Source organism: Alicycliphilus sp. T452, assembly GCF_054512775.1.
In genome coordinates this window covers 176,390-197,612 of sequence record NZ_JBTNEH010000007.1, presented here as the reverse complement: position 1 = coordinate 197,612, position 21,223 = coordinate 176,390, and the positions used below count along the sequence as shown (strand labels likewise).

Genomic DNA, 21,223 nt, shown 5'->3' with positions numbered 1-21,223 from the left:
TAGTAGTAGAGCCGCCCGTTTTTTGTGGACAAGGCGCTTTTATCCAATGGCAGCAAGCACTTGCGGCACGGCCAAGCCTGTGCCTGGCGGGTGGTGCAACCCATGCGCGAAAAGGGAACAACTTCCGTGCGCGGCCCGCTTCTGTGGACAAGCGGCAGTTCGCCGGCCGGTCATCCCCAGCCTTGTCCACAGCAGCCGTCAGAAGTGCAGCGCGTAGCGCAGGTGCACGAAGTTCAGGCCGGGGTTGGGTTTCTTGATGCCGGCGTTGGAGAGATGCTCCACGCTCAGCAGCAGCTCGTGCTGGCGCCGCGCGCCCAGGTTGATGCCCACGCCCAGGTGGGAGGCGAAGTTGAAGCGCGTGCTGAACTCGCGCTCCGCCGTGCGGTAGCGGTGGTTGGCCAGGGTGCCGCCCACGCCGGCCTCCCAGAACCACGCGGAGCGGCCCTGGTCCGGGCGCAGGCGCAGCGTGGGCTTGACGCCCAGCACCAGGGTGCTGTCGTGGCCAGCGATGCCGTCAAAGGACCAGCGGCTCAGGTACATGTCCCAATGCCCGCGCAGCTCGCCGCCCCACAGCGGCATGCTCCACACGCCGAAGGGCAGGGTGGCGCCGACCGTGAGGGCATCGGTGCCGTGCTGCGCGCGGCTGGCCTGCAGGTAGACCGACGGGGCATGCGCAGCCTGCTGCGCGAAGGCGGGGGGAATGGCGGAAAGGAGGCAGGCGGCCGCGGCGGAGAGGAGAGGGCGGCGGCCGTGCCTGCGTGCGCCGGACGGGCGAAGGAGACCAGGGGAGACGAGAGATTGCATGCTATCCATCCACGATGCTGTGTCGCACAAGCGTAACAACTGTAGCCATAACCACGAACCCATGCATCCTCTGCGCCATAGGCCACGGCCGCTGCGCGCGGCCGTGGAGGGCGGTCATTGCGCCGCGGGTGCCGCAGGCGCTGCGGGGGCCGCCATGGGGCCCGGGCCATGGCGGTGCATGCCGCGCCAGTCGCCCTTGTGCTCACCCATGTGCCTGTCCCACTGGGCGCCGCGCCGGCCATACATGCGCGTGCCCTCGGCGTCGAAGGTCTTTTGCTGGGCCGGCGTCAGCGTGGCGTAGAAGGCCTTCACGGCATCGCTGCGGCGGTCCATCTCGGCCGCGCGCTGTGCGCGGATGGCCCGCATGCGGTCGATGCGCTCGGGGGTGGTGAGCTTGTCCATGTCCTTCATGTCCAGCCAGGCTCTGCGCGATCCGGCGTCCGGCCGCATGGACTGCATGAAGGTGTTCCAGGCCGGCTCCTGCGCGGGCGTGAGCTGCAGCTTCTGCTTGAAGGCCTCGGCGCGCTGGAGCATGAACTGCTGGCGCTGCTCGGGCGTCATGCCGCGCGGACCCGGGCGCTGCGACTGCTCCGCGGCGGGGCCGGCGCCCGGCGCGGGCTGGGCCATGGACGGGATGGCCATGCCGGCCAAAGCAGCGGCCAGGGCGGTGCAGGCCAGGCGCTGGGTGATCTTGAAACGGGTCATGGTGACTTCCTTTCTTGCGTCGCCGGGACCACCCCGGCGCTTGAGGCGTAATGTGCGGCGCCCGTGTAACGCCACCGTGTGCGAATCCTGCACCTGTGTAAAGTTCTGCCAGGCCGCGCCGCACGCGCCGCGATCGCGGTGCACAATTTCAAGCAAAAACAGGTCCTAGCGCTTTACCATAAAGCGCCAAAAGCTATCAAAAAGGAAGCGTTTTCCGTGTTCAAGAACATCATCGTGTACCGCATCGCCCCCGAGTGGCAGACAGATCTGACCCAGCTGGAGGAGGCCCTGGCCAAGACGCCGTTCCAGGAATGCGGCGCAACGCAGGAAAAGTCCAGCGGCTGGGTGCCGCCGCGCGGCGAGGCCCATGGCCTGCTGGCCGAGAGCGTGGGCGGGCAGTGGATCCTGCGCTTCATGACCGAGTCCAAGATGCTGCCGGGCACGGTGCTGGCGCGCAAGGTCAAGGAGAAGGCCGCGCAGATCGAGCAGCAGACCGGCCGCAAGCCCGGCAAGAAGGAAACGCGCGAACTGAAGGACGAGGCCAAGCTCGACCTGCTGCCCATGGCCTTCACCAAGCAGGGATCGACCTGGGTGTGGATGGACCGCGAGGCGCGGCTGCTGGTGCTGGACACGGGCGCCCAGGGCCGTGCCGACGAGATCGTCACGGCGCTGGTCGAGGCGCTGCCGGGCCTGTCGGTCGCGCTCGTCGATACGCAAACCAGCCCGCAGGCCGCCATGGCCCACTGGCTCAAGGAGCAGGAGCCGCCCCCGGGCTTCTCCATCGACCGCGAATGCGAGCTCAAGGCGGCGGACGAGAGCAAGGCCGTGGTGCGCTACGCGCGCCACCCGCTGGACATCGAGGAGGTGCAGGCCCACATCCAGGCCGGCAAGCTGCCCACCAAGCTGGCCATGACCTGGGACGACCGCGTGAGCTTCGTGCTCACCGAGGGGCTTCAATTGAAAAAGCTGGCCTTCCTGGACACGGTGTTCGAGGGCCAGTCGCAGGACGATGGCGGCTTCGACGCCGACGTGGCCATCGCCACGGGCGAGCTTTCCAGGCTCATCCCCGACCTGATCGAGGCGCTGGGCGGGGAAGGGCGCACCGCGCCGGGCACACCCGTTCCGCCTCCGCAGGACGACGGCGGCGCACCCTTCTAACCTTTCGAGACCATGGCGCTCAACCGGGTCTGGACCGCCTTCTTTCTGATCGCCTTCGCCACCGCCACCGTGCGCTGGCTGCTGGGCGAGGCGGGCATCTTCCAGGCCCTGCTGTCGGCGATGTTCGACGGCGCGCGTGCGGGCTTCGAGATCTCGCTGGGCCTGGCCGGCATCATGGCGCTGTGGCTGGGCCTGATGCGCGTGGGCGAGCAGGCCGGCATGGTGGAGCTGCTGGCGCGCCTGGCCGGGCCGCTCTTGCGGCGCCTGTTTCCCGGCGTGCCCGCGGGCCACCCGGCCCAGGGCGCGATGACGCTGAACATCTCCGCCAACCTGCTGGGGCTGGACAACGCCGCCACGCCGCTGGGCCTGAAGGCCATGCAGGAGCTGCAGACCCTGAACCGGGAGCCCGCAGGCCAAGCCAGCAACGCGCAGATCATGTTCGTGGTCATGAACACGGCCGGGCTCACGCTGATACCGACCTCGGTCATCGCCATCCGCCAGAGCGTGGCGCTCAAGCAGGGGCTGGGCGTGGGCTTCAACGCGGCGGACATCTTCCTGCCCACGCTGCTGGTCACCTTCGCCTCGCTGCTCGCGGGCGTGCTGTCCGTGGCCGTGGCGCAGCGCCTGCCGCTGTGGCGCGCGCGACTGCTGCTGCCGCTGCTGGCCGTGGGCGGCCTGCTGGCGGCCGCCGTGGCGGCCCTCTCGCGCCTGCCCGCCGAGCGCGCGGCCCAGGTGGCGGGCACCACGGGCGCGGCCGTCATCCTGGGCGTGGTGGCGCTCTTCCTGCTGGCCGGCGCCTGGCGCCGCGTGAACATGTACGACGCGTTCATCGACGGCGCAAGAGAAGGCTTCGGCGTGGCCGTGCAGATCATCCCCTACCTGATCGCCATCCTGGTGGCCATCGGCGTGTTCCGCGCCGCCGGCTGCATGGACGCGCTGCTGACCGCCCTGGGCGCGGGCGTGGCGGCGCTGGGCTGGAACACCGACTTCCTGCCCGCCCTGCCCGTGGGGCTGATGAAGGTGCTCTCGGGCGCGGGCGCGCGCGGCCTGATGATCGACGTGCTGCAGACACACGGCGTGGACTCCTTCGTGGGGCGCCTGGCCGCCATCATCCAGGGCTCCACCGAGACCACCTTCTACGTGCTGGCCGTGTACTTCGGCAGCGTGGGCATGAAGCACACGCGCCACGCGCTCGCCTGCGCGCTGCTGGCCGACGCCGTGGGGCTCATCGCCGCCATCGGCGTGGGCTACGCCATGCTGCGCTGACCGGCCGGCTCCCACTCTTTTCCCCCCAGGCACCCGGCAGGGCACCGCTTTGCCACGCACCGGCGCGGCCGGGCAGGGGGTTTTTGCGCGGCGCTCCGGTTCGTTCCTGGTTGTTCTTTGATGTTCTTATAAAGAATAGTCGTAGTAGTAGAAGCCCGGCCCGGCTGTGGGCAAGCCGGTTTTTGCTTTGCGTATCAACCACTTGCAGGATGCCAAAGCATGGGGACGGCGACGGGCGCCCGCTGTACCGCGAATGGGGACAAGCCCGGGCTCCGGCCCGCGCCTGTGCATAAGCCGCGGGTTGTGCTGGAACGCTCCGCAGACTTATCCACAGGCGTGTTTTTCGAATGAAAAGCGGCTTAAACGCTTTACTGGCAAGCGCAAGCAGCTATTTTTCCAGGAGCTATGGAGCGCGCGGACCGCCGCGGCTGCGCGACAATGCGGGCCCGTCCGTTTTCTTCCGAGACTCTTCCCGTGACCGATTCCGCCCTGATCCCCCTGCCCGACCACCTGGCCGTAGACCCGCGCAGCCCCCACCACGTGGCGGCCGTGTTCCAGCAGCAGGCCGACATAGGCATCCGCTTCAACGGCAAGGAGCGCCTCGATGTGGAGGAGTACTGCGTGAGCGAGGGCTGGATCAAGGTGCCCGCGGGCAAGACGCTGGACCGCAGGGGGCGGCCGCTGCTCATCACGCTCAAGGGGAGCGTAGAGGCGTTCTACAAGTAGTGGGTGTAGGGCATCGCACGGCGTTGGCGATTTCGCGCACGAAAATCTGCTGCCACATGGTCTGGGTGGCATCTTCGACCAATTGCGGCGTAAAGCCGAACACCAACGTCCGTTCGCCACGCACCATGATGCCTTGGCGCTTGTTGAGGATGTCGGTGGCCAGCAGGCGATAGCCGGGACGTGGGGTCATGGCCGCGTAACCCGTGTACAGCTTGCGTGCAGGTTTCAGGCGCAGGATCTGGCCGTCGTCCGTCAGGAAGATGCCGCCGCGTGGCCTCCACGTAATGTTCTCGATGCCGAAAACCTCGTGCATCCAGTCGTAGACGGGTTTGCCGTTCTCATCGAATTCGCCCAGGCGCATGTCCTGGACCAGCGTGCCGCCCTTTTTCCAGTACGCCGTGAGTTGCTGCTTGATGGATGCGGGCAGAGCGGCCTGGTGCGGAACCACGATGGCGTCCAGGCGCTGCAGCAGCGGGTCGCCTTCCTGAAGGTTCTTCTCACCGATGACGTGGACGTCGAAGCCAGGCTGCGTGCTCAGGAGGTTGTAGGCTTCGAGCAGCGCCTCGCGGTGCACGTTGACGCCGCCGCTGCGGTCCCCGTGCCATACGTAGTAGTTGCTGGTGGAGGCGAGGATGCCCACGGTGAGCTTCGTTCCCGTGCTGGCCGTGGCGGGCGCGGGGGGTTGCACGCGCAAGGCCTGGAGCTTTTCAAGATCCACCGTGCCGGCGAGGTGCGCGTCGAGCTGGCGCTGCAAGCCGCCCACCTCGTAGCCGATCACGTTCGGCTGCGCCAGAGCGGTGGACAGGGTGCGGCTGATGATGGGCAGGAGTTCGGTGGATTTTTTCACGCGCTCCCACTGCTCGGCATAGGCGCCCACCATGATCTGCTTGTAGCCCACAGAGGCCATGTAGTTGGCCAGCATGGGCAGCACGCGCGCGTCGGGCGAGAGGCTGTACCCGTCGTAGAAGTTGTAGTCGATGACGGCAATGTCCAGGCAGTCGGCCAGTTGCTCGGCCACGCTGGTGGCGTAGATGCCGTCGTGCGCGGTGAAGAGTTCGCCAAAGTAGCTCATGGCGCGGCCGCCCTGGCTGCGGATGGCGTCGGCGTAGAAGCAGGTGGCCTCCTTCAGATTCGCTTCGCGGAACTGCTTGTGCGCGTGCAGCAGCGGCTCCGTCCTGGGCAGGCCCAGGGCAATGTCGCTGGTGTAGTTGATGACGGGCAGCGGCGCGCCCGTTTGCTGGCGGAAGGCAGCCTGCGCGGCGTCGGCGTAGTCGCGCCACTGGTAGCCGGTCTGGCCGTATTTGATTTCATGCTCTTCTTGCAGGCCGAGGGAGTAGGCCGTGACCTTCCCGGGATAGCGCTGCGAGAGATAGGCCACAGCATTGCGCACGAACTGAGCCGAGAACTGGCGCACCGTGGGGTTCATGAAGTCGGGCTGCGGCGTGGACTGGCCCGAGAAGTTCTTCATGAATCCATCGGGCACCTGCTTGTGCAGCCAGGCAGGCACGGTGGTGCGGCCGGGGAAATGCTTGCCCATTTCATCGAAGTACGCACGGCCTCCCATGTCGAGCACGACGATGAGCGATAGTCCGCCCTGGGTGAGCTGGTCGAAGTACGGGTCGTAGGCCGAGAAGTCAAAGCGGCCCGGCTGAGCCTCGACATCGGCCCAGGTAAGGTACACCGTGGCGTGGTTGATACCCCGGGCAGCCAAATCGCTGACGATCTGCGGGTTCTGGCGCAGATCCTGGGGCATGACGATGAGAGTGGCCACCTGCGGTTTGGCCACCGCAGCACTGGCGAAACACAGGGCGTACAGTAGTGCCGCTGCTGAACGGAGAAGGAAGTTCATGTACGTTTTTGACATGTTGCCGGAAACGTACATTCTCTTATAGTCAAGCCCGCTCGAAAATCGCCGCAATGCCCTGGCCGCCGCCGATGCACATGGTCACCAGCGCGTAGCGCCCGCCCGTGCGGTGCAGCTCGGCGATCGCCTTGGTGGTGATGATGGCGCCCGTGGCGCCCACGGGGTGGCCGAGCGAGATGCCCGAGCCGTTGGGGTTGACCTTGGCGGGGTCCAGGCCCAGTTCCTGCGCCACGGCGCAGGCCTGGGCGGCGAAGGCTTCGTTGGCCTCGATCACATCCATGTCCTGCACCGTGAGGCCCGTGCGCGCCAGCACCTTCTGCGTGGCGGGCACGGGGCCGATGCCCATGTAGGCGGGCTCCACGCCCGCGTGCGCGTAGCCCACGAGGCGCGCCAGGGGCTTGAGGCCCAGGGCGGCCACGCGGTCGCCGGCGGCCAGCACCACGGCGGAGGCGCCGTCGTTGATGCCCGAGGCGTTGCCGGCGGTCACCGTGCCGCCTTCCTTCCTGAACGCGGGCTTCATGCCGGCAAGCACCTCCAGCGTGGTGGCGCCGCGCACGTGCTCGTCTTCCTGGAACAGCACCGTGCCCTTGCGGGTCTGGATCTCGACGGGGACGATCTGCTCCTTGAAGTACCCGGCGGCGATGGCGGCGGCCGCGCGCTGCTGGCTTTCCAGCGCCAATCGGTCCTGCATTTCGCGGCTGACACGATAGCGCTCGGCCACGTTCTCGGCCGTGATGCCCATGTGCATCTTCTGCCAGGGGTCGTGCAGGATGCCGAGCATGTAGTCGATGCTCTTGGCGTCGCCCATGCGCGCGCCGTAGCGTGCGGCGGTGTCGAAGTAGGGGCCGCGGCTCATGGACTCCGACCCGCCGCCCACGGCCACGTCGCAGTCGCCGTAGCCGATGGCCTGCGCCGCCGAGATGATGGCCTGCAGGCCCGAGCCGCACAGGCGGTTGACGTTGAACGCGGGCGTCTCGATGGGGCAGCCCGCGTCGATGGCGGCCACGCGTGCGAGGTACGCGTCCTTGGTGTCGGTGGGGATCACGTTGCCCATGACCACGTGGCCCACGGCGTCGGGCGCGATGCCGGCGCGCGCGATGGCGGCCTTCACGGCGGTGGTGGCGAGCTGGGTGTTGGGCACGTCCTTGAGGCTGCCGCCGAAGGTGCCGATGGCGGTGCGGGCGGTGCTGATGACGAAGACGTCGCGGTGGGTCATGGGTTTTCCTTTCATTGGCCGCGAAAGTGCGGCGGGCGTTTGGCGAAGAAGGCCTCGATGCCTTCGCGCATGTCGGCGGTGCGGGCGCAGGCGCCGAAGGCCCGGGCCTCGGCGGCGAGCTGCGCGGGCAGGTCGCGCTCGAAGCTCGTGCGCATCAGGCGGCGCATGTGGCCGTGGGCCACGGTGGGGCCGCTGGCGATGCGCGCGGCGAAGGCCTGTGCGGCGGCGTCGAGCTCGGCGGCGGGCAGCACGCGGTTGACCAGGCCCAGGCGCAGCGCGTCGGCGGCGGTGAAGGTCTCGCCCAGCAGCGCGATCTCCAGTGCGTGGCGCAGGCCCACCAGGCGCGGCAGCGCCCACGAGGCGCCCACGTCGCAGCTGGTGCCCAGGTTGATGTAGGCCAGGTTGAATTTCGTGCCCTCGGCCGCGAGCACGAAGTCGCACATCAGCATCAGCGACAGGCCCGCGCCCGCCGCCGCGCCGTGCACCTGGGCGATGACGGGGGCGTCCAGGCCCTGCAGCAGCACCAGGGCCTCGTTGAGCGGCTCCAGCAGGTCCTTGGCGCCCTGCACCGGGTCGACGCGCAGGGTGGCCAGGTCGCCCCCGGCGACGAAGGCGCGGCCGCTGCCCTGCAGCAGCACGGCGCGCACGCCGCAATCCTGCGCTATGGCGCGCACGGCGTCGCGCAGCGCGATCGCGGTGGGCACGTCGAGCGCGTTCATGGCCTCGGGGCGGTCGAAGCGTAGCGTGGCGATGGCGCCCTGGCGCGTGAAGATCAAGGGAGTGGCGGTCATGAGGTGCTACTTGAACGATAGCTTTCAGCGCTTGATGGACAAGTGCTGAAGGCCTTTTTTGCTATGAATACAGCGCCTCGATCTCGGCGGCGTAGGCCTTGTAGATGCTGCTGCGGCGCACCTTCATGGTGGCGGTGACTTCGCCGTCGTCGTGGTCCAGTTCCTTCGGTAAAAGGTGGAACTTGCGGATCTGCGCCACCTGGGCCAGCCTGGCGTTGCCGCCGGCGATCTCGGCCTCGATGAGCTGGCGCACGGCGGGCGTTTCCACCAGCGAGCGGAAATGCGTGAACGCGATGCGCCGCGCCTCGGCCCACTTGCCCACGGTCTCGTAATCGATCATGACCAGCGCGCCGACGAACTTGCGCCCCTCGGCCACGATGACGCACTCCTTGATGTAGGGGCTGGCCTTCATGGTGTTCTCGATCTCGGACGGCGTGAGGTTCTTGCCGCCGGCGGTGATCATGATGTCCTTGAGGCGGTCCACGATCTTGATCTGGCCACTCTCCTCGCGCACCACGTCGCCCGTGTGCAGCCAGCCGTCCACGATGGTCGTGGCCGTGGCTTCGGGGTTCTTGTAGTAGCCCGCGAACACCATTTCGCCCTGGATCTGGAACTCGCCGCTGTCCGCGATGCGGTACGCCACGCCCTGGGTGACCGGGCCGACGGTGCCCACGCGCACCTGGCCGAGATCATGGCCGGTGACCATGCCGGTGGATTCGGTCAGGCCGTAGACCTCGATGAGCGGCACGCCCAGGGTGCGGAAGAAGCGCACCACGTCGGGCGCGATGGGCGCGGCGCCGGTGAGCGCCACGCGCGCCTCGCGCAGGCCGATGAAGTTCTGCAGCGCGCGCAGCACCAGCCAGTAGTGCGCGGCGTGGCGCAGGCGCTCCAGCACGGTCCATTGGCTGCGCGGCTTCTCGGCCAGCGGGGCGCAGCCGGCCAGGGCGCGCTGGTAGAGCGCGCGGCGCAGCGCGCCGGTTTCCTGCATCTTGATGGTGATGGCCGAGTGCAGCTTTTCCCAGATGCGCGGCACGCCCAGGAACATGGTGGGCGCGACTTCGCGCAGGTCCTCCTGCACGGTGCGGATGGACTCGCCGAAGTTCACCGTGGAACCCAGGTAGATGGGGCAGAAGGTGGTCAGCATCTGCTCGGCCACGTGGCACAGCGGCAGGTACGACAGGTGGGTGGTCGCGGCATCGAGCCGCAGCCGCTCGATGATGCCCGGCGCCACGCCGCGCATGTTGCGCCACGAGATCATCGCACCCTTGGGTTTGCCGGTGGAGCCCGAGGTGTAGATCATCAGGCCGATGTCGTCGAGCCTTTGCCGTGCCAGCACCTCGTCGATGCGCGCCTGGCTGTGCACGCTGGCGCCTAGGCGCTCCACCTCGTCGAAAGTGGTGATGAGCGCGCGGTGCTCGGGGGCGAAGCTGCGCAGCCCCTTGGTTTCCATGACGATGATTTTTTGCAGGCGCGGCAGCTGGTCGAGCGCCTCCAGCACCTTGTCGGCCTGCTCCTGGTCCTCGCAGACCATGATGTCGATGTCGGCATGGCCCACCACGTAGGCCACCTCGGCCGTGGGGCTGGTGGAGTACACGCCCACGGCGATGCCACCGACCAGGCCCGCGCCCATCTGCGCCAGCACCCATTCGATGCGGTTCTCGGCAATCACGCCCACGTGGCCGCCCGCGGGCAGGCCCAGCTGCTGCAGGCCCTGGCCGAAGTGGCAGGCGCGCTGGTAGTACTGCGCCCAGGTGACGGGCTTCCAGATGCCGAAGTCCTTTTGCCGGATCGCCACGCGCTGGGCATCGCGCTGTGCGCGCTGGCGCAGCATCTGGGGCAGGGTGAGTTCGGGAAGGTTCATGACAGCCAGCGCTTGCGGCGCTTGTAGTGCTTGATCTCTTTGAAACTTTTCGCCTCGCCCCCGCCGCCCATGCCGAGGTAGAACTCGCGCACGTCCGGGTCGCTCGCCAGGCGCTCGGCCGTGCCGTCGATGACGATCTTGCCGTTCTCCATGATGTAGCCGCTGTGCGCCACGGCCAGGGCCACGGTGGCGTTCTGCTCCACCAGCAGCATGCTGGTGCCGCGCTCGGCGTTGATGCGCGCGATGATGCCGAAGATGTCCTCGGTGAGCTTCGGCGACAGGCCCAGCGAGGGCTCGTCGAGCAGGATCAACTCGGGCTGGGCGATGAGCGCGCGGCCGATGGCCAGCATCTGCTGCTCGCCGCCCGAGAGATACCCGGCCAGGCCCTTGCGCCGCTCGTGCAGGCGCGGGAAGTATTCGTACACCAGGTCGAAGTCGGGCCTGGCCGCAGTGCTGCGCCCGCTGAGCGCGTAGGTCGAGGCGACGAGGTTCTCCTCGATCGTGAGGTCCTCGAAGATGCGCCGCCCTTCCATGACGTGCGACAGCCCGCGGCGCACCAGCAACTGTGGCGCGATGGCCGTGGTGCTCTGCCCGTTGAAGCGGATGCTGCCCGCTTCGAGCGCACCGTTTTCCAGCGGCAGCAGGCCCGAGACGGCCTTGAGCGTGGTGCTCTTGCCCGCGCCGTTGCTGCCCAGCAGCGCCACGATCTGCCCGCGCGGCACGGCCAGCGACAGGCCGCGCAGGGCCTGCACGACCTTGTTGTAGATGACCTCGATGTTGTTGACTTCGAGGACGCAATCCGTGGCTTGCTGGGTCATGGCTGCGGCGGGGTCAGAGCTTGATCCAGTCGGATGCGGCGACCATCTTCTGCGCCTTCATGTCCGCCTTGTAGACGCGGCCCACGGGGATGGAGTTGCCGCTGATGGTGATGGGCACGCCGATGAGTCCGCCGGTGTCGAAGTCCTTCAGGCTGTTCAGGCCCGCCTTGAGGTTGCTGCCGGTGAGCGGCTTGTTGCCCTCCAGGCAGCGCTTGGCCGACTCCAGGAACAGCATCGCCGCCAGGAAGCCCTGCATGTAGGCCGTGCTCTGGTACTCGGGGCGCATGGCGCGGATCTTCTCCAGCATGGGTGCGCGCTCGGTGTCGTAGTAGTAGCGGTAGGGCATCACGCCCATGAAGCCGTCGCCCGCCTCGCCCATCTTCATGACGGTGGAGCTGTCCATGGTCCAGAACGTGCCCATCCACTTGCTCTTCATGCCCTGCTGCTTGCCCTGGGTGATGAACTCGGGAATGGGCGCGAGGATGTAGCCGTGGAAGATGGTGTAGTCGGGCGCTGCGCGGCGCAGCTTGATGACCTCGGTGGACACGTCCACACTGCCCGCGGGCGTCATGATCTTGACGGGTACCGACAGGCCCAGCGCCTTGGCGGCGGCCTCGCTCTTCTCGATCGGATCGCGGCCGAATTCGGAGTCGGAATACACGAAGGCCACCTTGGCGCCGGGCTTTTCCTTGGCGATGTGTTTCAGCAATATGCCGAACATCTCCGTGTAGTCGGGGCCCACGAGGAATTGGTGCGGGTACTTCTTCGGGTCGTTCAGTTCGCTGGCGAACGAGGCGCCGGCCATGAGGATGTTGCCGTTGCGTTCCAGCTCGGGGTTGATGGTCTTGGCGAAGCCGGTGGAGTCGCCGTAGTAGACGTTGACCTTGTTCTGGCTCGTGATCTTCTTGAACGCGGCCACCGACACGTCCACCTTGTAGCCCGTGTCCTCGGGCACATACTTGACCTTGCGGCCCTTGATGCCGCCGGCGTCGTTGACGATCTTCACGTAATCCTGGATGCCCGCGTTGATGCCCACGCCTGCGAAGGCGAACACGCCGGTCATGGGGATGGAGCCGCCGATGACGATCTCCTCGGCGCCTTGCGCCAGCACTGAGAGCGGTTGCGTGAGCGCGGCGGCGGCTGCGCCCAGCATGAGGCTGCGGCGTTTCGTGGAAATGCGATGCTGTGCCATGTCTGTCTCCTAGGGTGTTAATTACGGAAGGGCCACAGGTGGAAGAAGCGGCGCACGCGGCGCCATATTTCTGCGAGCCCGAGCGGCTCGAACACCAGAAAACCGATGATGAGTGCGCCAAAGACCACCAGGCGCACGGGCGAGAGGAACACCGCCATCGCGGCGCCGCCGGGCAGCAGGTCGACGATGAGCTTGAGCAGCTCGGGCACCATGGTCATGAACACCGCGCCGAGGATTCCGCCGAGGATCGAGCCCATGCCGCCGACGATGATGGCCGCGAGGAAGAAGATCGACATCGACAGCGGGAAGCTCTCGGGCGTGACCACGCGGAAGAAGTAGGCCCACAGCCCGCCCGCCAGCCCGGCGTAGAACGACGACAGGCCGAACGACAGCAGCTTGTAGCGCAAGAGCGGTATGCCCAGCACCTCGGCCGAGATGTCGCGGTCGCGGATGGCGATGAAGGCCCGGCCGATGCGCGTGCGGAACAGGTTGGCCGCGCCCAGCAGCATCAGCACCGTCACCGGCACGATGAGCCAGTACAGGCGGAACGAGGTGTCCAGGTCCATGCCCAGCAGGCGCGCCGGCGGCAGCGACAGCCCGGCCGTGCCGCCGGTGATCTGGAAGTTGGCGAACAGGAAGTGCGCGATGAACGAGGCCGCTATTGTTGCGATCGCCAGGTACAGCCCCTTCACGCGCAGCGACGGAATGCCCACCACGATGCCGCCCAGCATGGCCACCACGCCGCCGGCCAGCAGGTTCAGCAAAAAGGGCGTGCCGTAGCGCGTCTGCAGGATGGCCACGGTGTACGCGCCCAGGCCCATGAAGGCGGCCTGGCCCAGGCTCACCAGGCCGGTGTAGCCGGTGAGGATGTTGAGGCCTGTGGCGCTTGCCACGTTGATGGCCACGAGGCAGGCCATGTAGAGCCAGTAGTCGCTGGCGACGAACGGGAACAGCAGCAGCAGCGCGGCGGCGATGGCGAGCCACGCATGCTGGGTGCGCGAGTCGAACAGCGCCGCGTCGGCGACGTAGCTTTCCTTGAGGGTGCCGATACGCATCAGAGTCTCTCTATCTCATGGGTGCCGAACAGGCCGTAGGGCCGCGCCATCAGGATGACGACCAGCACCACGAAGGTGGCCAGCAGCTTGTATTCGCCGCCCAGGTAGGCGCCGGCCAGCGCCTCCACCAGGCCGATGAGGATGCCGCCCACGAGCGCGCCGAGCACGCTGTCGAGCCCGCCGACGATGACCACCACCAGTACCGACAGGCCGAACATGCCCATGCTCGATGAGATGCCGCCGATCGAGCCGACGATGATCCCGGAGATGGCCGCGAGCATGGCGGACGCCACCCAGGCCAGCGAGAACACGCGCGGCACGTTGATGCCCACCGAGTAGGCGGCGGCCTGGTCGCTCGCCGTGGCGCGCAGCGCCACGCCGCCGCGCCAGTAGCGGAACACCAGCAGTACGGCCGCGATGAACACGGCCGCCACCGCCGCGCCCCAGAACACCTTGGGCGCGAGGAAGGCGTCGCCGACCATGATCGGGTCGCCGGGCATGAACTCGGGCAGGCGGCGCTGGTCGGCCGTCCAGACCATTTCCACCAGGCCGATGAGCACCGAGGACAGGCCCACGGTGACCATGAAGACGGAGATCGGCGGCTCGCCCAGCAGCGGGCGGATCGTGCATCGCTCGATCACCGCGCCCAGCAGGCCGCAGGCCAGCACGGCGGCCGGAATCGCCAGCCACAGCGGCAGCGCCCACATGGCGGCGAAGGTGAAGAACAGGTAGCCGCCGGCCATCAGCATTTCGCCGATGGCGATGTTCACCACGCGCGTGGCCTTGTAGACCATCACGAAGGCCAGCGCCGCGAGCGCGTACAGCCCGCCGCTGGCGATGCCGGTGAGGCTGATCTCGAACAGGTAGGCCCAATCCATCATGCGGCTCCCGCCATGGCTGGCCGTGCGGCGGCGCGCAGCTTGGCGCGCAGCTCATCGACGTTGCCCGAGCCCAGGTAGGCGCGGTTGACCTCGGGGTCGGCCTGCACCACGGCGGGTATGCCCTGGGCGATGACCTGGCCGAAGTTGAGCACCACCACGTGGTCCGACAGGTCCATGACCATGCCCATGTCGTGCTCCACCATGAGCACCGTCACGCCCCACTCGGCGCGCACGTCGAGGATGAAGCGCGCCATGTCCTCGGTCTCCTCGCGGTTCATGCCGGCCACGGGTTCGTCGAGCATGAGGATCTCGGGCTGCATGGCCAGGGCCCGCGCCATCTCCACGCGCTTTTGCAGGCCGTAGGACAGGGCCGAGACGGGCGCGTGGCGGATGTGGTCGATCTCCAGGAAGTCGATGATGCGCTCCTCGATGTCGCGGCGCAGCGCGGCCTCCTCGCGCCGGGCGCGGCCCATATAGAACAGCGCGTCGAACACGTTGGTCTTGAGGTGCGCGTGGCGGCCGAGCTTGATGTTGTCCAGCACCGTCATGCCGCGAAAGAGGGCGATGTTCTGGAAGCTGCGCCCCAGACCCATGCGGGCGCGCTGCGGCGCGGGAATGCGCGTGATGTCCTGGCCCTTGAATCGGATGCTGCCGCCCGTGGGCCGGTAGAAGCCCGAGATGGTGTTGAACAGCGAGGTCTTGCCCGCGCCGTTGGGCCCGATCACGGCGGTGATGGAGCCCGGCTGCACGCCGAAGCCCACGCCGGACAGCGCGCGCACGCCGCCGAACGCCAGCGTCACGCTGTCCACCTGCAGCAAGGGCGGGGCGGCGGAATGTGCGCCGCGCGCAAGCGTTGTCTCCATCGGGCTCCTCTACGGGTTTGTGCGAAAGGACGATCGTCTACTTATGCGTAGACTTGTTACTCGAAAGTAGATTCTGGTGCAGCCGCGATTCTGGAAAATCAGTACTTACCCGAGACACGAAGGATTTCCCGTATGGGCACATCACGCACAGATCCGCAGCCCAGGCGCCGCGCCAAGGCGCCGGCCTCGCCCTGGGCCCAGGCGCCCGCACGCGAGGCGCAGCGCGAGGCCAAGCGCAACGCGGTGCTGTCCACGGCGGCGCAGATGTTCAACGAACGGGGCTTTCACGCCACCTCGCTGGACGACATCGCCGCGCGCCTGCACGTGAGCAAGCCCACGCTGTACTACTACGTGAAGAACAAGGACGAGATCCTGCTGGAGTGCGTGAAGAAGGGCCTGCACATGACGCTCGACGGCATCGAGGCCTCGCGCGCCGCCGGCGGCAACGCCGTGGACCAGCTGCGCGCCTGCATGCAGGTGTATGCCGACATCGTCACCCAGCCCTTCGGCATGTGCCTGATCCGCGTGGGCGACGAGGAGGTGCCCGAGCCCAGCCGCACCGAGCTGCGCCGCATGAAGTCCGAGATCGACCTGGCCTTCCGCCGCCTGGTGGCCCAGGGCGTGCAGGACGGCTCGCTCGCGCCCTGCGACCCGAAGATGACGGCCTTCGTGATCGCCGGGGCGCTCAGCTGGATCGGGCGCTGGTACCAGCCCGAAGGCGACTACAGCGCCACGCAGGTGGCCGAGCAGTGCATCGCCACGTTGATGCACGGCGTGCTGGGGCACCCGGCCGCGCCAGCGACGCCCGCTGCGGCGCTCGCGAGAATTCCTGAAAAGAGAGCGGCCAGCGATTGATAACAAAGGAATTCGTTGTGTTGCTTCAAGGTCGCAGCCGGGCGCGCCGTGCTGTGAGATTGCCTTGACCACGGCGGACGTTGTCGCTGCCGTGGAGCGCGCCGTGCGCGCGGGCGCCGCGCTGGTGCAGCCGCCCGAGACCATGCCGTGGGGCCAGACCGTGGCCTATGTGCATGACAACAACGGCTTTCTGGTGGAACTGTGCACGCCCATGGGCGTGCCTCAGCCGTCGGCTCCATAGCCTGGCGCGCAGGCCAGCGCAGGCCAGCGCAGGCCAGCGCAGGCATTCGCGGCTGATGGGCCTGGTCGGCGTAGCCGCTCAGGGGTTGTCCTTCATTTCAACTCGCCAGGTCGTCGAGGATCGGACAGTCCGGCCGCTCGTCTCCGTGGCAGCAGCCCACCAGCGCCTGCAGCGTGCGCTGCATGGCCTGCATGGCGGCGATGCGTTCGGAGAGGTTGTCGATGTGCTTTTGCGCGATCTGCTTGACCTGGGCGCTGGCGCGGGCCTTGTCCTGCCACAGGCCGAGCAGCTGGGCGATCTCGCCCATCGAGAAACCCAGGTCGCGCGCGCGGCGGATGAAGCGCAGGGTGTGCACGTCGGCCTGGCTGTACTGGCGGTAGCCGCTGCCGGTGCGCGCCACGCCATGGAGCAGGCCCAGGCCTTCGTAGTGGCGCACCATGCGCGCCGACACGCCCGCGCGCTCGGCCGCCTGGCCTATGGCGACCGGCCAGCGCTGGGCGGCGGCGGGGGTCATGACGCGACCTGGTAGCCTTCTTCGCGGATGGCGGCGGCGATCGCGTCGCGCGCCTTCTCGCTCTCCACCACCACCTGGCCCGTGGGCAGGTCGACCTTGACCAGGGCCTCCTCGTCGAGCGCGCGTACGGCATGCACCACGGCGCGCTCGCAGTGGCCGCAGGTCATTCCAGTGACTTGAAACGTGTATTGCATGGTGGTCCTTTCGGGTGCGTGGTCTGTGGATGAAGCCCCATCATGAAGCCTGACATGGTGTCAAAGTCAAGCCTCATGCATGGCTTGACTTTGCCATGATGTGAGGGTTTAAGGTAGTGGCCATCGTTGACCACAAGATGCCCGCCATGACCTCTGCCCTTTCTCCATCAGCCGGTGCCCAGGACAGCCTCGACCTGGGCATTGGCGGCATGACCTGCGCCAGTTGCGTGGGCCGCGTGGAGCGCGCGCTGCGCAAGGTGCCGGGCGTGCGCGACGCCACGGTGAACCTGGCGACCGAGCGCGCGCACGTCGTTTGCGACCCCGGCACGGCCCCCGGCATGGACGCGGTGCTGCGCCGCGCCGTGCGCAACGCCGGCTACGAGCCGCGCGCCGCGGCCGAGCAGGACGCGGATGACGCGCTGGCGCAGTCGCCCTGGGCCGGCTTCATGCCCGTGGCGGTGGGGCTGCTGCTGTCGGCGCCGCTGGTGCTGCCGATGTTCGGCGCCTTGTTCGGCCAGCACTGGATGCTGCCGGCCTGGGTGCAGTTCCTGCTGGCCACGCCGGTGCAGTTCTGGCTGGGCGCGCGCTTCTACCAGGCCGGCTGGCATGCGGCCAAGGCGCTCACGGGCAACATGGACCTGCTGGTGGCCTTGGGCACCAGCGCGGGCTACGGCCTGTCGCTCTGGCTGTGGCTCACGGCCGGGGCGGGCCATCAGCCGCACCTGTACTTCGAGGCCTCGGCCGTGGTCATCACCCTGGTGCTGCTGGGCAAGTGGCTGGAGGCGCGCGCCAAGCGCCAGACCACGGCGGCCATCCGCGCCCTGCATGCGCTGCGGCCCGAGGTGGCGCACCTGCTGGGCCGTGACGGCGAGGTGGACGTGCCGGTGGCCGAGGTCATGGCCGGCGACCGCCTGGTGGTGCGCCCCGGCGAGCGCATTCCCGTGGACGGGCTGGTGGCCGAGGGCCATACGCAGGTGGACGAGTCCATGCTGACCGGCGAGCCCCTGCCGGTGCCGCGCGAGGCCGGCGGGCAGCTCACGGGCGGCTCCATCAATGGCGATGGCCGCATCGTCATGCGGGTGACGGCGGTGGGCGCCGAGACGGTGCTGGCGCGCATCATCCGCCTGGTGGAGGACGCCCAGGCCGCCAAGGCGCCGATCCAGCGGCTGGTGGACAAGGTGTCGGCGGTGTTCGTGCCCACGGTGATCGCCATTGCCCTGGCGACGCTGCTGGGCTGGCTGTGGGCTGGCGCGGGGCTGGAGACGGCGCTGATCCGCGCCGTGGCGGTGCTGGTCATCGCCTGCCCCTGCGCGCTGGGGCTGGCCACGCCGGCGGCCATCATGGCCGGCACGGGCGTGGCGGCCCGGCACGGGATCCTGATCAAGGACGCCGAGGCGCTGGAGGTGGCGCACCGCGTGGGCACGGTGGCCTTCGACAAGACCGGCACGCTGACCGTGGGGCGCCCGCGCCTGACGGCGTTCCACGTGGACCCGGGATCGGATGAGTCGGCGCTTCTGTCCGCCGTGGCCGCGGTGCAGAGCGGCAGCGAGCACCCGCTGGCCAGGGCCGTGGTGGTGGCCGCGCAGGAGCGCGGCCTGGCCCTGGCCCAGCCCGGCGGCGTGCGCGCCGTGCCCGGCCGCGGCACCGAGGGGGAGGTGGCGGGCCGCACCTACCTGGTGGGCAGCCTGCGCTGGATGCAGGAGCTGGGCGTGGACCTGGGGCCGCTGCTCGGCCAGGCCGCCGCGCTGCAGGGGCAGGGCGCCACCGTGTCGGCCGTGGCCGAGCGCGCCGCCCGGGGGCTCATGGCCCGCGCCCTGCTGGCCTTCGGCGACGAGCCCAAGCCCGGCGCGCGCGAGGCGCTGGAGCGGCTCAAGGCCCGGGGCGTGCGCTGCGTGATGGTCTCGGGCGACAACCGCGGCGCGGCGGAGGCCATGGCGCGCCGCCTGGGCCTGGACCCGGCGGCGGGAGAGGTCATGGCCGAGGTGCTGCCCGGCGACAAGGCGGCGGCCGTCGCCGCGCTCAAGGCGGACGGCAGGGTGGTCGCCATGGTGGGCGACGGCGTGAACGACGCGCCGGCGCTGGCCGCCGCCGACGTGGGCATGGCCATGGGCAACGGCACCGACGTGGCCATGCACGCCGCGGGCATCACGCTGATGCGCGGCGAGCCGCGCCTGGTGGCGGCGGCGCTGGACATCTCGCACCGCACCGTCGCCAAGATCCGCCAGAACCTGTTCTGGGCCTTTGCCTACAACGTGGCCGGCATACCGCTGGCGGCGCTGGGCTACCTGAACCCCGTGGTGGCCGGCGCCGCCATGGCGCTGAGTTCGGTCAGCGTGATGACGAACGCCTTGCTGCTCAAGCGCTGGCGTGGCGAATAGTAGGTAGTCTCCACAGGTAAAAAATTGTCAACGGATTGTCTTTTTGTCAAATAATCCTGCTGCAATTTGTTGCACATTGGCGCCGCGGCACCGCTGGAAGCGTCGCGCAAATGACAAAAGGAAGACAAACATGAAGATGTACGCGCTCATGCGCTGGTTCTCGATTCGCATGCGCATGATTGGCGCCATCGGCGTGGTGCTGGTCCTGCTGCTCATGCTGGGAGGCGCGGGCATGCTGGGCATGTTCCGCCTCCATGGCTTGAGCCAGGACTTCATCGCCGGGCCCCACGCGGCGGTGCGCCTGCTGGGCGAGTTGCGCGGGGAGATGGGGCAGATACGCCAGGCCGAGAAGGACATGATCATCCACTACGAGCGGCCCGAGGCGGTGCGCGCGGCGCACACGCAGTGGCTGGCGGCGCTGGACCGCGCGAAGGCCGTGGCGGCCGGGCTCGAAGGCCTGAACCTGGCGCAGGAACAGGCCCTGGTGCAGGACATCGCCAAGCACCTGGACACCTACCGCGAGCAGTTTGCCCATGTGGCGCGCCAGCTCGAGAACGGCGGCTACGACACGGCCACGATCGCCAACCGCATGAGCACCAGGGCCGTGGCGCAGTTCGCGGCCGCCGCCGAAAAGCTGCAGGCCCTGGACAAGGCCCTGGGCGCCGAGGTGGACGGTGCCATCGCGCGCCAGGGCAGCATCGCCGAGCAGACCCAGTGGCTGTTCGGCCTGGCGGTGCTGATCACCGTGGCGGTGGTGGTGCCGTCGACGATGCTGAACATGGTCTCCATCTGCCGCCCGCTGGAGGACGCGCGCGCCCTGGCGCAGTCGATCGCCAGCGGCGACCTGTCGCAGCGCATGGCGGTGGAGGGCCGCGACGAGGCCTCCGACCTGCAGCGCACGCTGCTGGACATGCAGGGCAGCCTGGGCGCCATCGTGGCCCAGGTGCGCGATGCCGGGGGCAGCATCTCGGTGGCCAGCCAGGAGATCGCCACCGGCAACCAGGACCTGTCGGCGCGCACCGAGCAGACGGCCAGCAACGCCCAGCAGGCCGTGTCCGCGCTGGCGCAGCTCACGGCCACGGTGCAGCAGACGGCCTCGTCCTCGCAGGTGGCCAACCAGCTCGTGGCCTCGGCCTCGGGCACGGCCACGCACGGCGGCCAGGTGGTGCAGCAGGCGGTGAGCAGCATGCACGAGATCGCCGCCTCCAGCCGCAAGATCGGCGACATCATCGGCCTGATCGACTCCATCGCCTTCCAGACCAACATCCTGGCGCTCAACGCGGCCGTGGAGGCCGCGCGCGCGGGCGAGCAGGGCCGGGGCTTCGCCGTGGTGGCCGGCGAGGTGCGCAACCTCGCGCAGCGCAGCGCCGCTGCGGCCAGCGAGATCAAGGGCCTGATCCAGTCGAGCGTGCGGGCCGTGGAGGGCGGCGTGCGCCACGTGGAGGACGCGGGCAAGGCCATGCAGGAGATCGTGACCAGCGTGCAGCGCGTGACGGACATGATCGGCGAGATTTATTCCGCCGCCACCGAACAGGCCGCGGGCATCGGCGAGGTCAATGCCTCCGTGGGTGAGATCGACCGCATGACGCAGCAGAACGCGGCGCTGGTGGAGCAGTCCGCCGCGGCCGCCGAGTCGCTGCGCGAGCAGGCCGCGCGCCTGTCGCAGGTGGTGCAGCAGTTCCGTCTCGCGGAAGGCGCGCAGGGCTGGGCCGGGCGCCCGCCTGGCACGGCCGCGCAGCCGGCCAGCCTGGCTGCCCAGGCCGCTGTGCCGCCCCGCCTGGGCATGGCCTGACGCGGCACAGCGGCACCGGCCACTCGCAACAGTCCCCTCTTTGCGCACC

At 68.6% G+C, this 21,223-nt stretch carries 20 protein-coding genes; 7 read left to right on the top strand and 13 right to left on the bottom strand.

All coding sequences use genetic code 11. The features are described 5' to 3' along the window. Window positions 1–198 precede the first annotated feature (198 nt). Window positions 199–804, bottom strand: coding sequence for an acyloxyacyl hydrolase (locus tag ACX12L_RS08840; protein WP_459262306.1), 606 nt, complete (start codon window positions 802–804; stop codon window positions 199–201). Between the two features lie 114 nt (window positions 805–918). After that, a complete protein-coding gene (locus ACX12L_RS08835) occupies window positions 919–1,509 on the bottom strand; it encodes a Spy/CpxP family protein refolding chaperone (RefSeq protein WP_459262305.1) in 591 nt (196 codons plus the stop codon). A 216-nt stretch (window positions 1,510–1,725) separates the two neighbouring features. Here ACX12L_RS08835 and ACX12L_RS08830 point away from each other — a divergent pair, with 216 nt between their 5' ends. From ACX12L_RS08830 to ACX12L_RS08820, 3 genes are all read left to right on the top strand, one after another. Then, a complete protein-coding gene (locus tag ACX12L_RS08830) occupies window positions 1,726–2,667 on the top strand; it encodes a recombination-associated protein RdgC (RefSeq protein WP_459262304.1) in 942 nt (313 codons plus the stop codon). 12 nt (window positions 2,668–2,679) lie between these two features. Next, entirely contained in the window at window positions 2,680–3,933 is a 1,254-nt protein-coding gene (locus tag ACX12L_RS08825; RefSeq protein WP_459262303.1) for a nucleoside recognition domain-containing protein, read from the top strand. A gap of 438 nt (window positions 3,934–4,371) precedes the next feature. Beyond that, window positions 4,372–4,659, top strand: coding sequence for a DUF3297 family protein (locus tag ACX12L_RS08820; RefSeq protein ID WP_459262302.1), 288 nt, complete (start codon window positions 4,372–4,374; stop codon window positions 4,657–4,659). Here ACX12L_RS08820 and ACX12L_RS08815 read toward each other — a convergent pair. The 9 genes from ACX12L_RS08815 to ACX12L_RS08775 all read right to left on the bottom strand — a co-directional run bounded on the left by ACX12L_RS08815 (window position 4,628) and on the right by ACX12L_RS08775 (window position 15,200). Further along, complete coding sequence (locus ACX12L_RS08815; protein ID WP_459262301.1) at window positions 4,628–6,508, bottom strand: beta-galactosidase; 1,881 nt, start codon at window positions 6,506–6,508, stop codon at window positions 4,628–4,630. The two genes, ACX12L_RS08820 and ACX12L_RS08815, sit on opposite strands and share 32 nt — an antisense overlap. A gap of 43 nt (window positions 6,509–6,551) precedes the next feature. Further along, complete coding sequence (locus ACX12L_RS08810; RefSeq protein WP_459262300.1) at window positions 6,552–7,739, bottom strand: acetyl-CoA C-acyltransferase family protein; 1,188 nt, start codon at window positions 7,737–7,739, stop codon at window positions 6,552–6,554. Window positions 7,740–7,750: 11 nt separating this feature from the next. After that, window positions 7,751–8,530 carry an enoyl-CoA hydratase/isomerase family protein gene (locus ACX12L_RS08805; RefSeq protein ID WP_459262299.1) on the bottom strand — a complete coding sequence of 260 codons (780 nt, stop codon included), beginning with the start codon at window positions 8,528–8,530 and terminating at the stop codon, window positions 7,751–7,753. A gap of 61 nt (window positions 8,531–8,591) precedes the next feature. Then, window positions 8,592–10,391, bottom strand: a complete 1,800-nt coding sequence (locus ACX12L_RS08800) for an AMP-dependent synthetase/ligase (protein ID WP_459262298.1) — start codon at window positions 10,389–10,391, stop codon at window positions 8,592–8,594. Then, on the bottom strand, window positions 10,388–11,209 hold the full coding sequence (locus ACX12L_RS08795) for an ABC transporter ATP-binding protein (RefSeq protein ID WP_459262297.1): 822 nt from the start codon (window positions 11,207–11,209) through the stop codon (window positions 10,388–10,390). Before ACX12L_RS08795 ends, ACX12L_RS08800 begins: the two co-directional genes overlap by 4 nt. Window positions 11,210–11,222: 13 nt before the next feature. Continuing rightward, the gene (locus tag ACX12L_RS08790; protein WP_459262296.1) at window positions 11,223–12,401 is read right to left on the bottom strand and encodes an ABC transporter substrate-binding protein; all 1,179 of its coding nucleotides are present in this window, start codon (window positions 12,399–12,401) and stop codon (window positions 11,223–11,225) included. 17 nt (window positions 12,402–12,418) lie between these two features. Continuing rightward, a complete protein-coding gene (locus tag ACX12L_RS08785) occupies window positions 12,419–13,456 on the bottom strand; it encodes a branched-chain amino acid ABC transporter permease (RefSeq protein WP_459262295.1) in 1,038 nt (345 codons plus the stop codon). Beyond that, window positions 13,456–14,337, bottom strand: coding sequence for a branched-chain amino acid ABC transporter permease (locus tag ACX12L_RS08780; protein ID WP_459262294.1), 882 nt, complete (start codon window positions 14,335–14,337; stop codon window positions 13,456–13,458). The genes ACX12L_RS08785 and ACX12L_RS08780 overlap by 1 nt, the downstream gene beginning before the upstream one ends. Beyond that, window positions 14,334–15,200 (bottom strand): ABC transporter ATP-binding protein, encoded by an 867-nt coding sequence (locus ACX12L_RS08775; RefSeq protein ID WP_459262293.1) that lies wholly within the window; start codon window positions 15,198–15,200, stop codon window positions 14,334–14,336. The genes ACX12L_RS08780 and ACX12L_RS08775 overlap by 4 nt, the downstream gene beginning before the upstream one ends. 132 nt (window positions 15,201–15,332) lie before the next feature. Between ACX12L_RS08775 and ACX12L_RS08770 the strand changes: the two genes are divergently transcribed. Next, complete coding sequence (locus tag ACX12L_RS08770; RefSeq protein WP_459262292.1) at window positions 15,333–16,055, top strand: TetR/AcrR family transcriptional regulator; 723 nt, start codon at window positions 15,333–15,335, stop codon at window positions 16,053–16,055. Between the two features lie 64 nt (window positions 16,056–16,119). After that, window positions 16,120–16,296, top strand: a complete 177-nt coding sequence (locus ACX12L_RS08765) for a VOC family protein (RefSeq protein WP_459262291.1) — start codon at window positions 16,120–16,122, stop codon at window positions 16,294–16,296. A gap of 97 nt (window positions 16,297–16,393) precedes the next feature. Here ACX12L_RS08765 and cueR read toward each other — a convergent pair whose 3' ends face one another. Together cueR and ACX12L_RS08755 are read right to left on the bottom strand one after the other, a co-directional pair. Further along, a complete protein-coding gene (gene cueR / locus ACX12L_RS08760; RefSeq protein WP_459262290.1) occupies window positions 16,394–16,810 on the bottom strand; it encodes a Cu(I)-responsive transcriptional regulator in 417 nt (138 codons plus the stop codon). Beyond that, the gene (locus tag ACX12L_RS08755; RefSeq protein ID WP_459262289.1) at window positions 16,807–17,004 is read right to left on the bottom strand and encodes a heavy-metal-associated domain-containing protein; all 198 of its coding nucleotides are present in this window, start codon (window positions 17,002–17,004) and stop codon (window positions 16,807–16,809) included. Before ACX12L_RS08755 ends, cueR begins: the two co-directional genes overlap by 4 nt. A 146-nt stretch (window positions 17,005–17,150) precedes the next feature. Here ACX12L_RS08755 and ACX12L_RS08750 point away from each other — a divergent pair, with 146 nt between their 5' ends. Together ACX12L_RS08750 and ACX12L_RS08745 are read left to right on the top strand one after the other, a co-directional pair. Then, window positions 17,151–19,382: a heavy metal translocating P-type ATPase gene (locus ACX12L_RS08750; protein WP_459262288.1), complete on the top strand. Its 2,232-nt coding sequence runs from the start codon at window positions 17,151–17,153 to the stop codon at window positions 19,380–19,382. A gap of 130 nt (window positions 19,383–19,512) precedes the next feature. Continuing rightward, complete coding sequence (locus ACX12L_RS08745) at window positions 19,513–21,174, top strand: methyl-accepting chemotaxis protein (protein WP_459262287.1); 1,662 nt, start codon at window positions 19,513–19,515, stop codon at window positions 21,172–21,174. Window positions 21,175–21,223: the final 49 nt, after the last annotated feature.

What these genes read in the sequence shown, in the direction of transcription:
- ACX12L_RS08755 (WP_459262289.1), bottom strand. Translation starts at nt 17,004, where the DNA reads ATGCAATACACGTTTCAAGTCACTGGAATGACCTGCGGCCACTGCGAG.
- ACX12L_RS08815 (WP_459262301.1), bottom strand. Translation starts at nt 6,508, where the DNA reads ATGAACTTCCTTCTCCGTTCAGCAGCGGCACTACTGTACGCCCTGTGT.
- ACX12L_RS08795 (WP_459262297.1), bottom strand. Translation starts at nt 11,209, where the DNA reads ATGACCCAGCAAGCCACGGATTGCGTCCTCGAAGTCAACAACATCGAG.
- ACX12L_RS08810 (WP_459262300.1), bottom strand. Translation starts at nt 7,739, where the DNA reads ATGACCCACCGCGACGTCTTCGTCATCAGCACCGCCCGCACCGCCATC.
- ACX12L_RS08745 (WP_459262287.1), top strand. Translation starts at nt 19,513, where the DNA reads ATGAAGATGTACGCGCTCATGCGCTGGTTCTCGATTCGCATGCGCATG.
- ACX12L_RS08790 (WP_459262296.1), bottom strand. Translation starts at nt 12,401, where the DNA reads ATGGCACAGCATCGCATTTCCACGAAACGCCGCAGCCTCATGCTGGGC.
- ACX12L_RS08785 (WP_459262295.1), bottom strand. Translation starts at nt 13,456, where the DNA reads ATGCGTATCGGCACCCTCAAGGAAAGCTACGTCGCCGACGCGGCGCTG.
- ACX12L_RS08820 (WP_459262302.1), top strand. Translation starts at nt 4,372, where the DNA reads ATGCGGGCCCGTCCGTTTTCTTCCGAGACTCTTCCCGTGACCGATTCC.
- ACX12L_RS08775 (WP_459262293.1), bottom strand. Translation starts at nt 15,200, where the DNA reads ATGGAGACAACGCTTGCGCGCGGCGCACATTCCGCCGCCCCGCCCTTG.
- ACX12L_RS08805 (WP_459262299.1), bottom strand. Translation starts at nt 8,530, where the DNA reads ATGACCGCCACTCCCTTGATCTTCACGCGCCAGGGCGCCATCGCCACG.
- ACX12L_RS08840 (WP_459262306.1), bottom strand. Translation starts at nt 804, where the DNA reads ATGCAATCTCTCGTCTCCCCTGGTCTCCTTCGCCCGTCCGGCGCACGC.
- ACX12L_RS08800 (WP_459262298.1), bottom strand. Translation starts at nt 10,391, where the DNA reads ATGAACCTTCCCGAACTCACCCTGCCCCAGATGCTGCGCCAGCGCGCA.
- ACX12L_RS08835 (WP_459262305.1), bottom strand. Translation starts at nt 1,509, where the DNA reads ATGACCCGTTTCAAGATCACCCAGCGCCTGGCCTGCACCGCCCTGGCC.
- ACX12L_RS08780 (WP_459262294.1), bottom strand. Translation starts at nt 14,337, where the DNA reads ATGATGGATTGGGCCTACCTGTTCGAGATCAGCCTCACCGGCATCGCC.
- cueR (WP_459262290.1), bottom strand. Translation starts at nt 16,810, where the DNA reads ATGACCCCCGCCGCCGCCCAGCGCTGGCCGGTCGCCATAGGCCAGGCG.
- ACX12L_RS08770 (WP_459262292.1), top strand. Translation starts at nt 15,333, where the DNA reads ATGGGCACATCACGCACAGATCCGCAGCCCAGGCGCCGCGCCAAGGCG.
- ACX12L_RS08750 (WP_459262288.1), top strand. Translation starts at nt 17,151, where the DNA reads ATGACCTCTGCCCTTTCTCCATCAGCCGGTGCCCAGGACAGCCTCGAC.
- ACX12L_RS08825 (WP_459262303.1), top strand. Translation starts at nt 2,680, where the DNA reads ATGGCGCTCAACCGGGTCTGGACCGCCTTCTTTCTGATCGCCTTCGCC.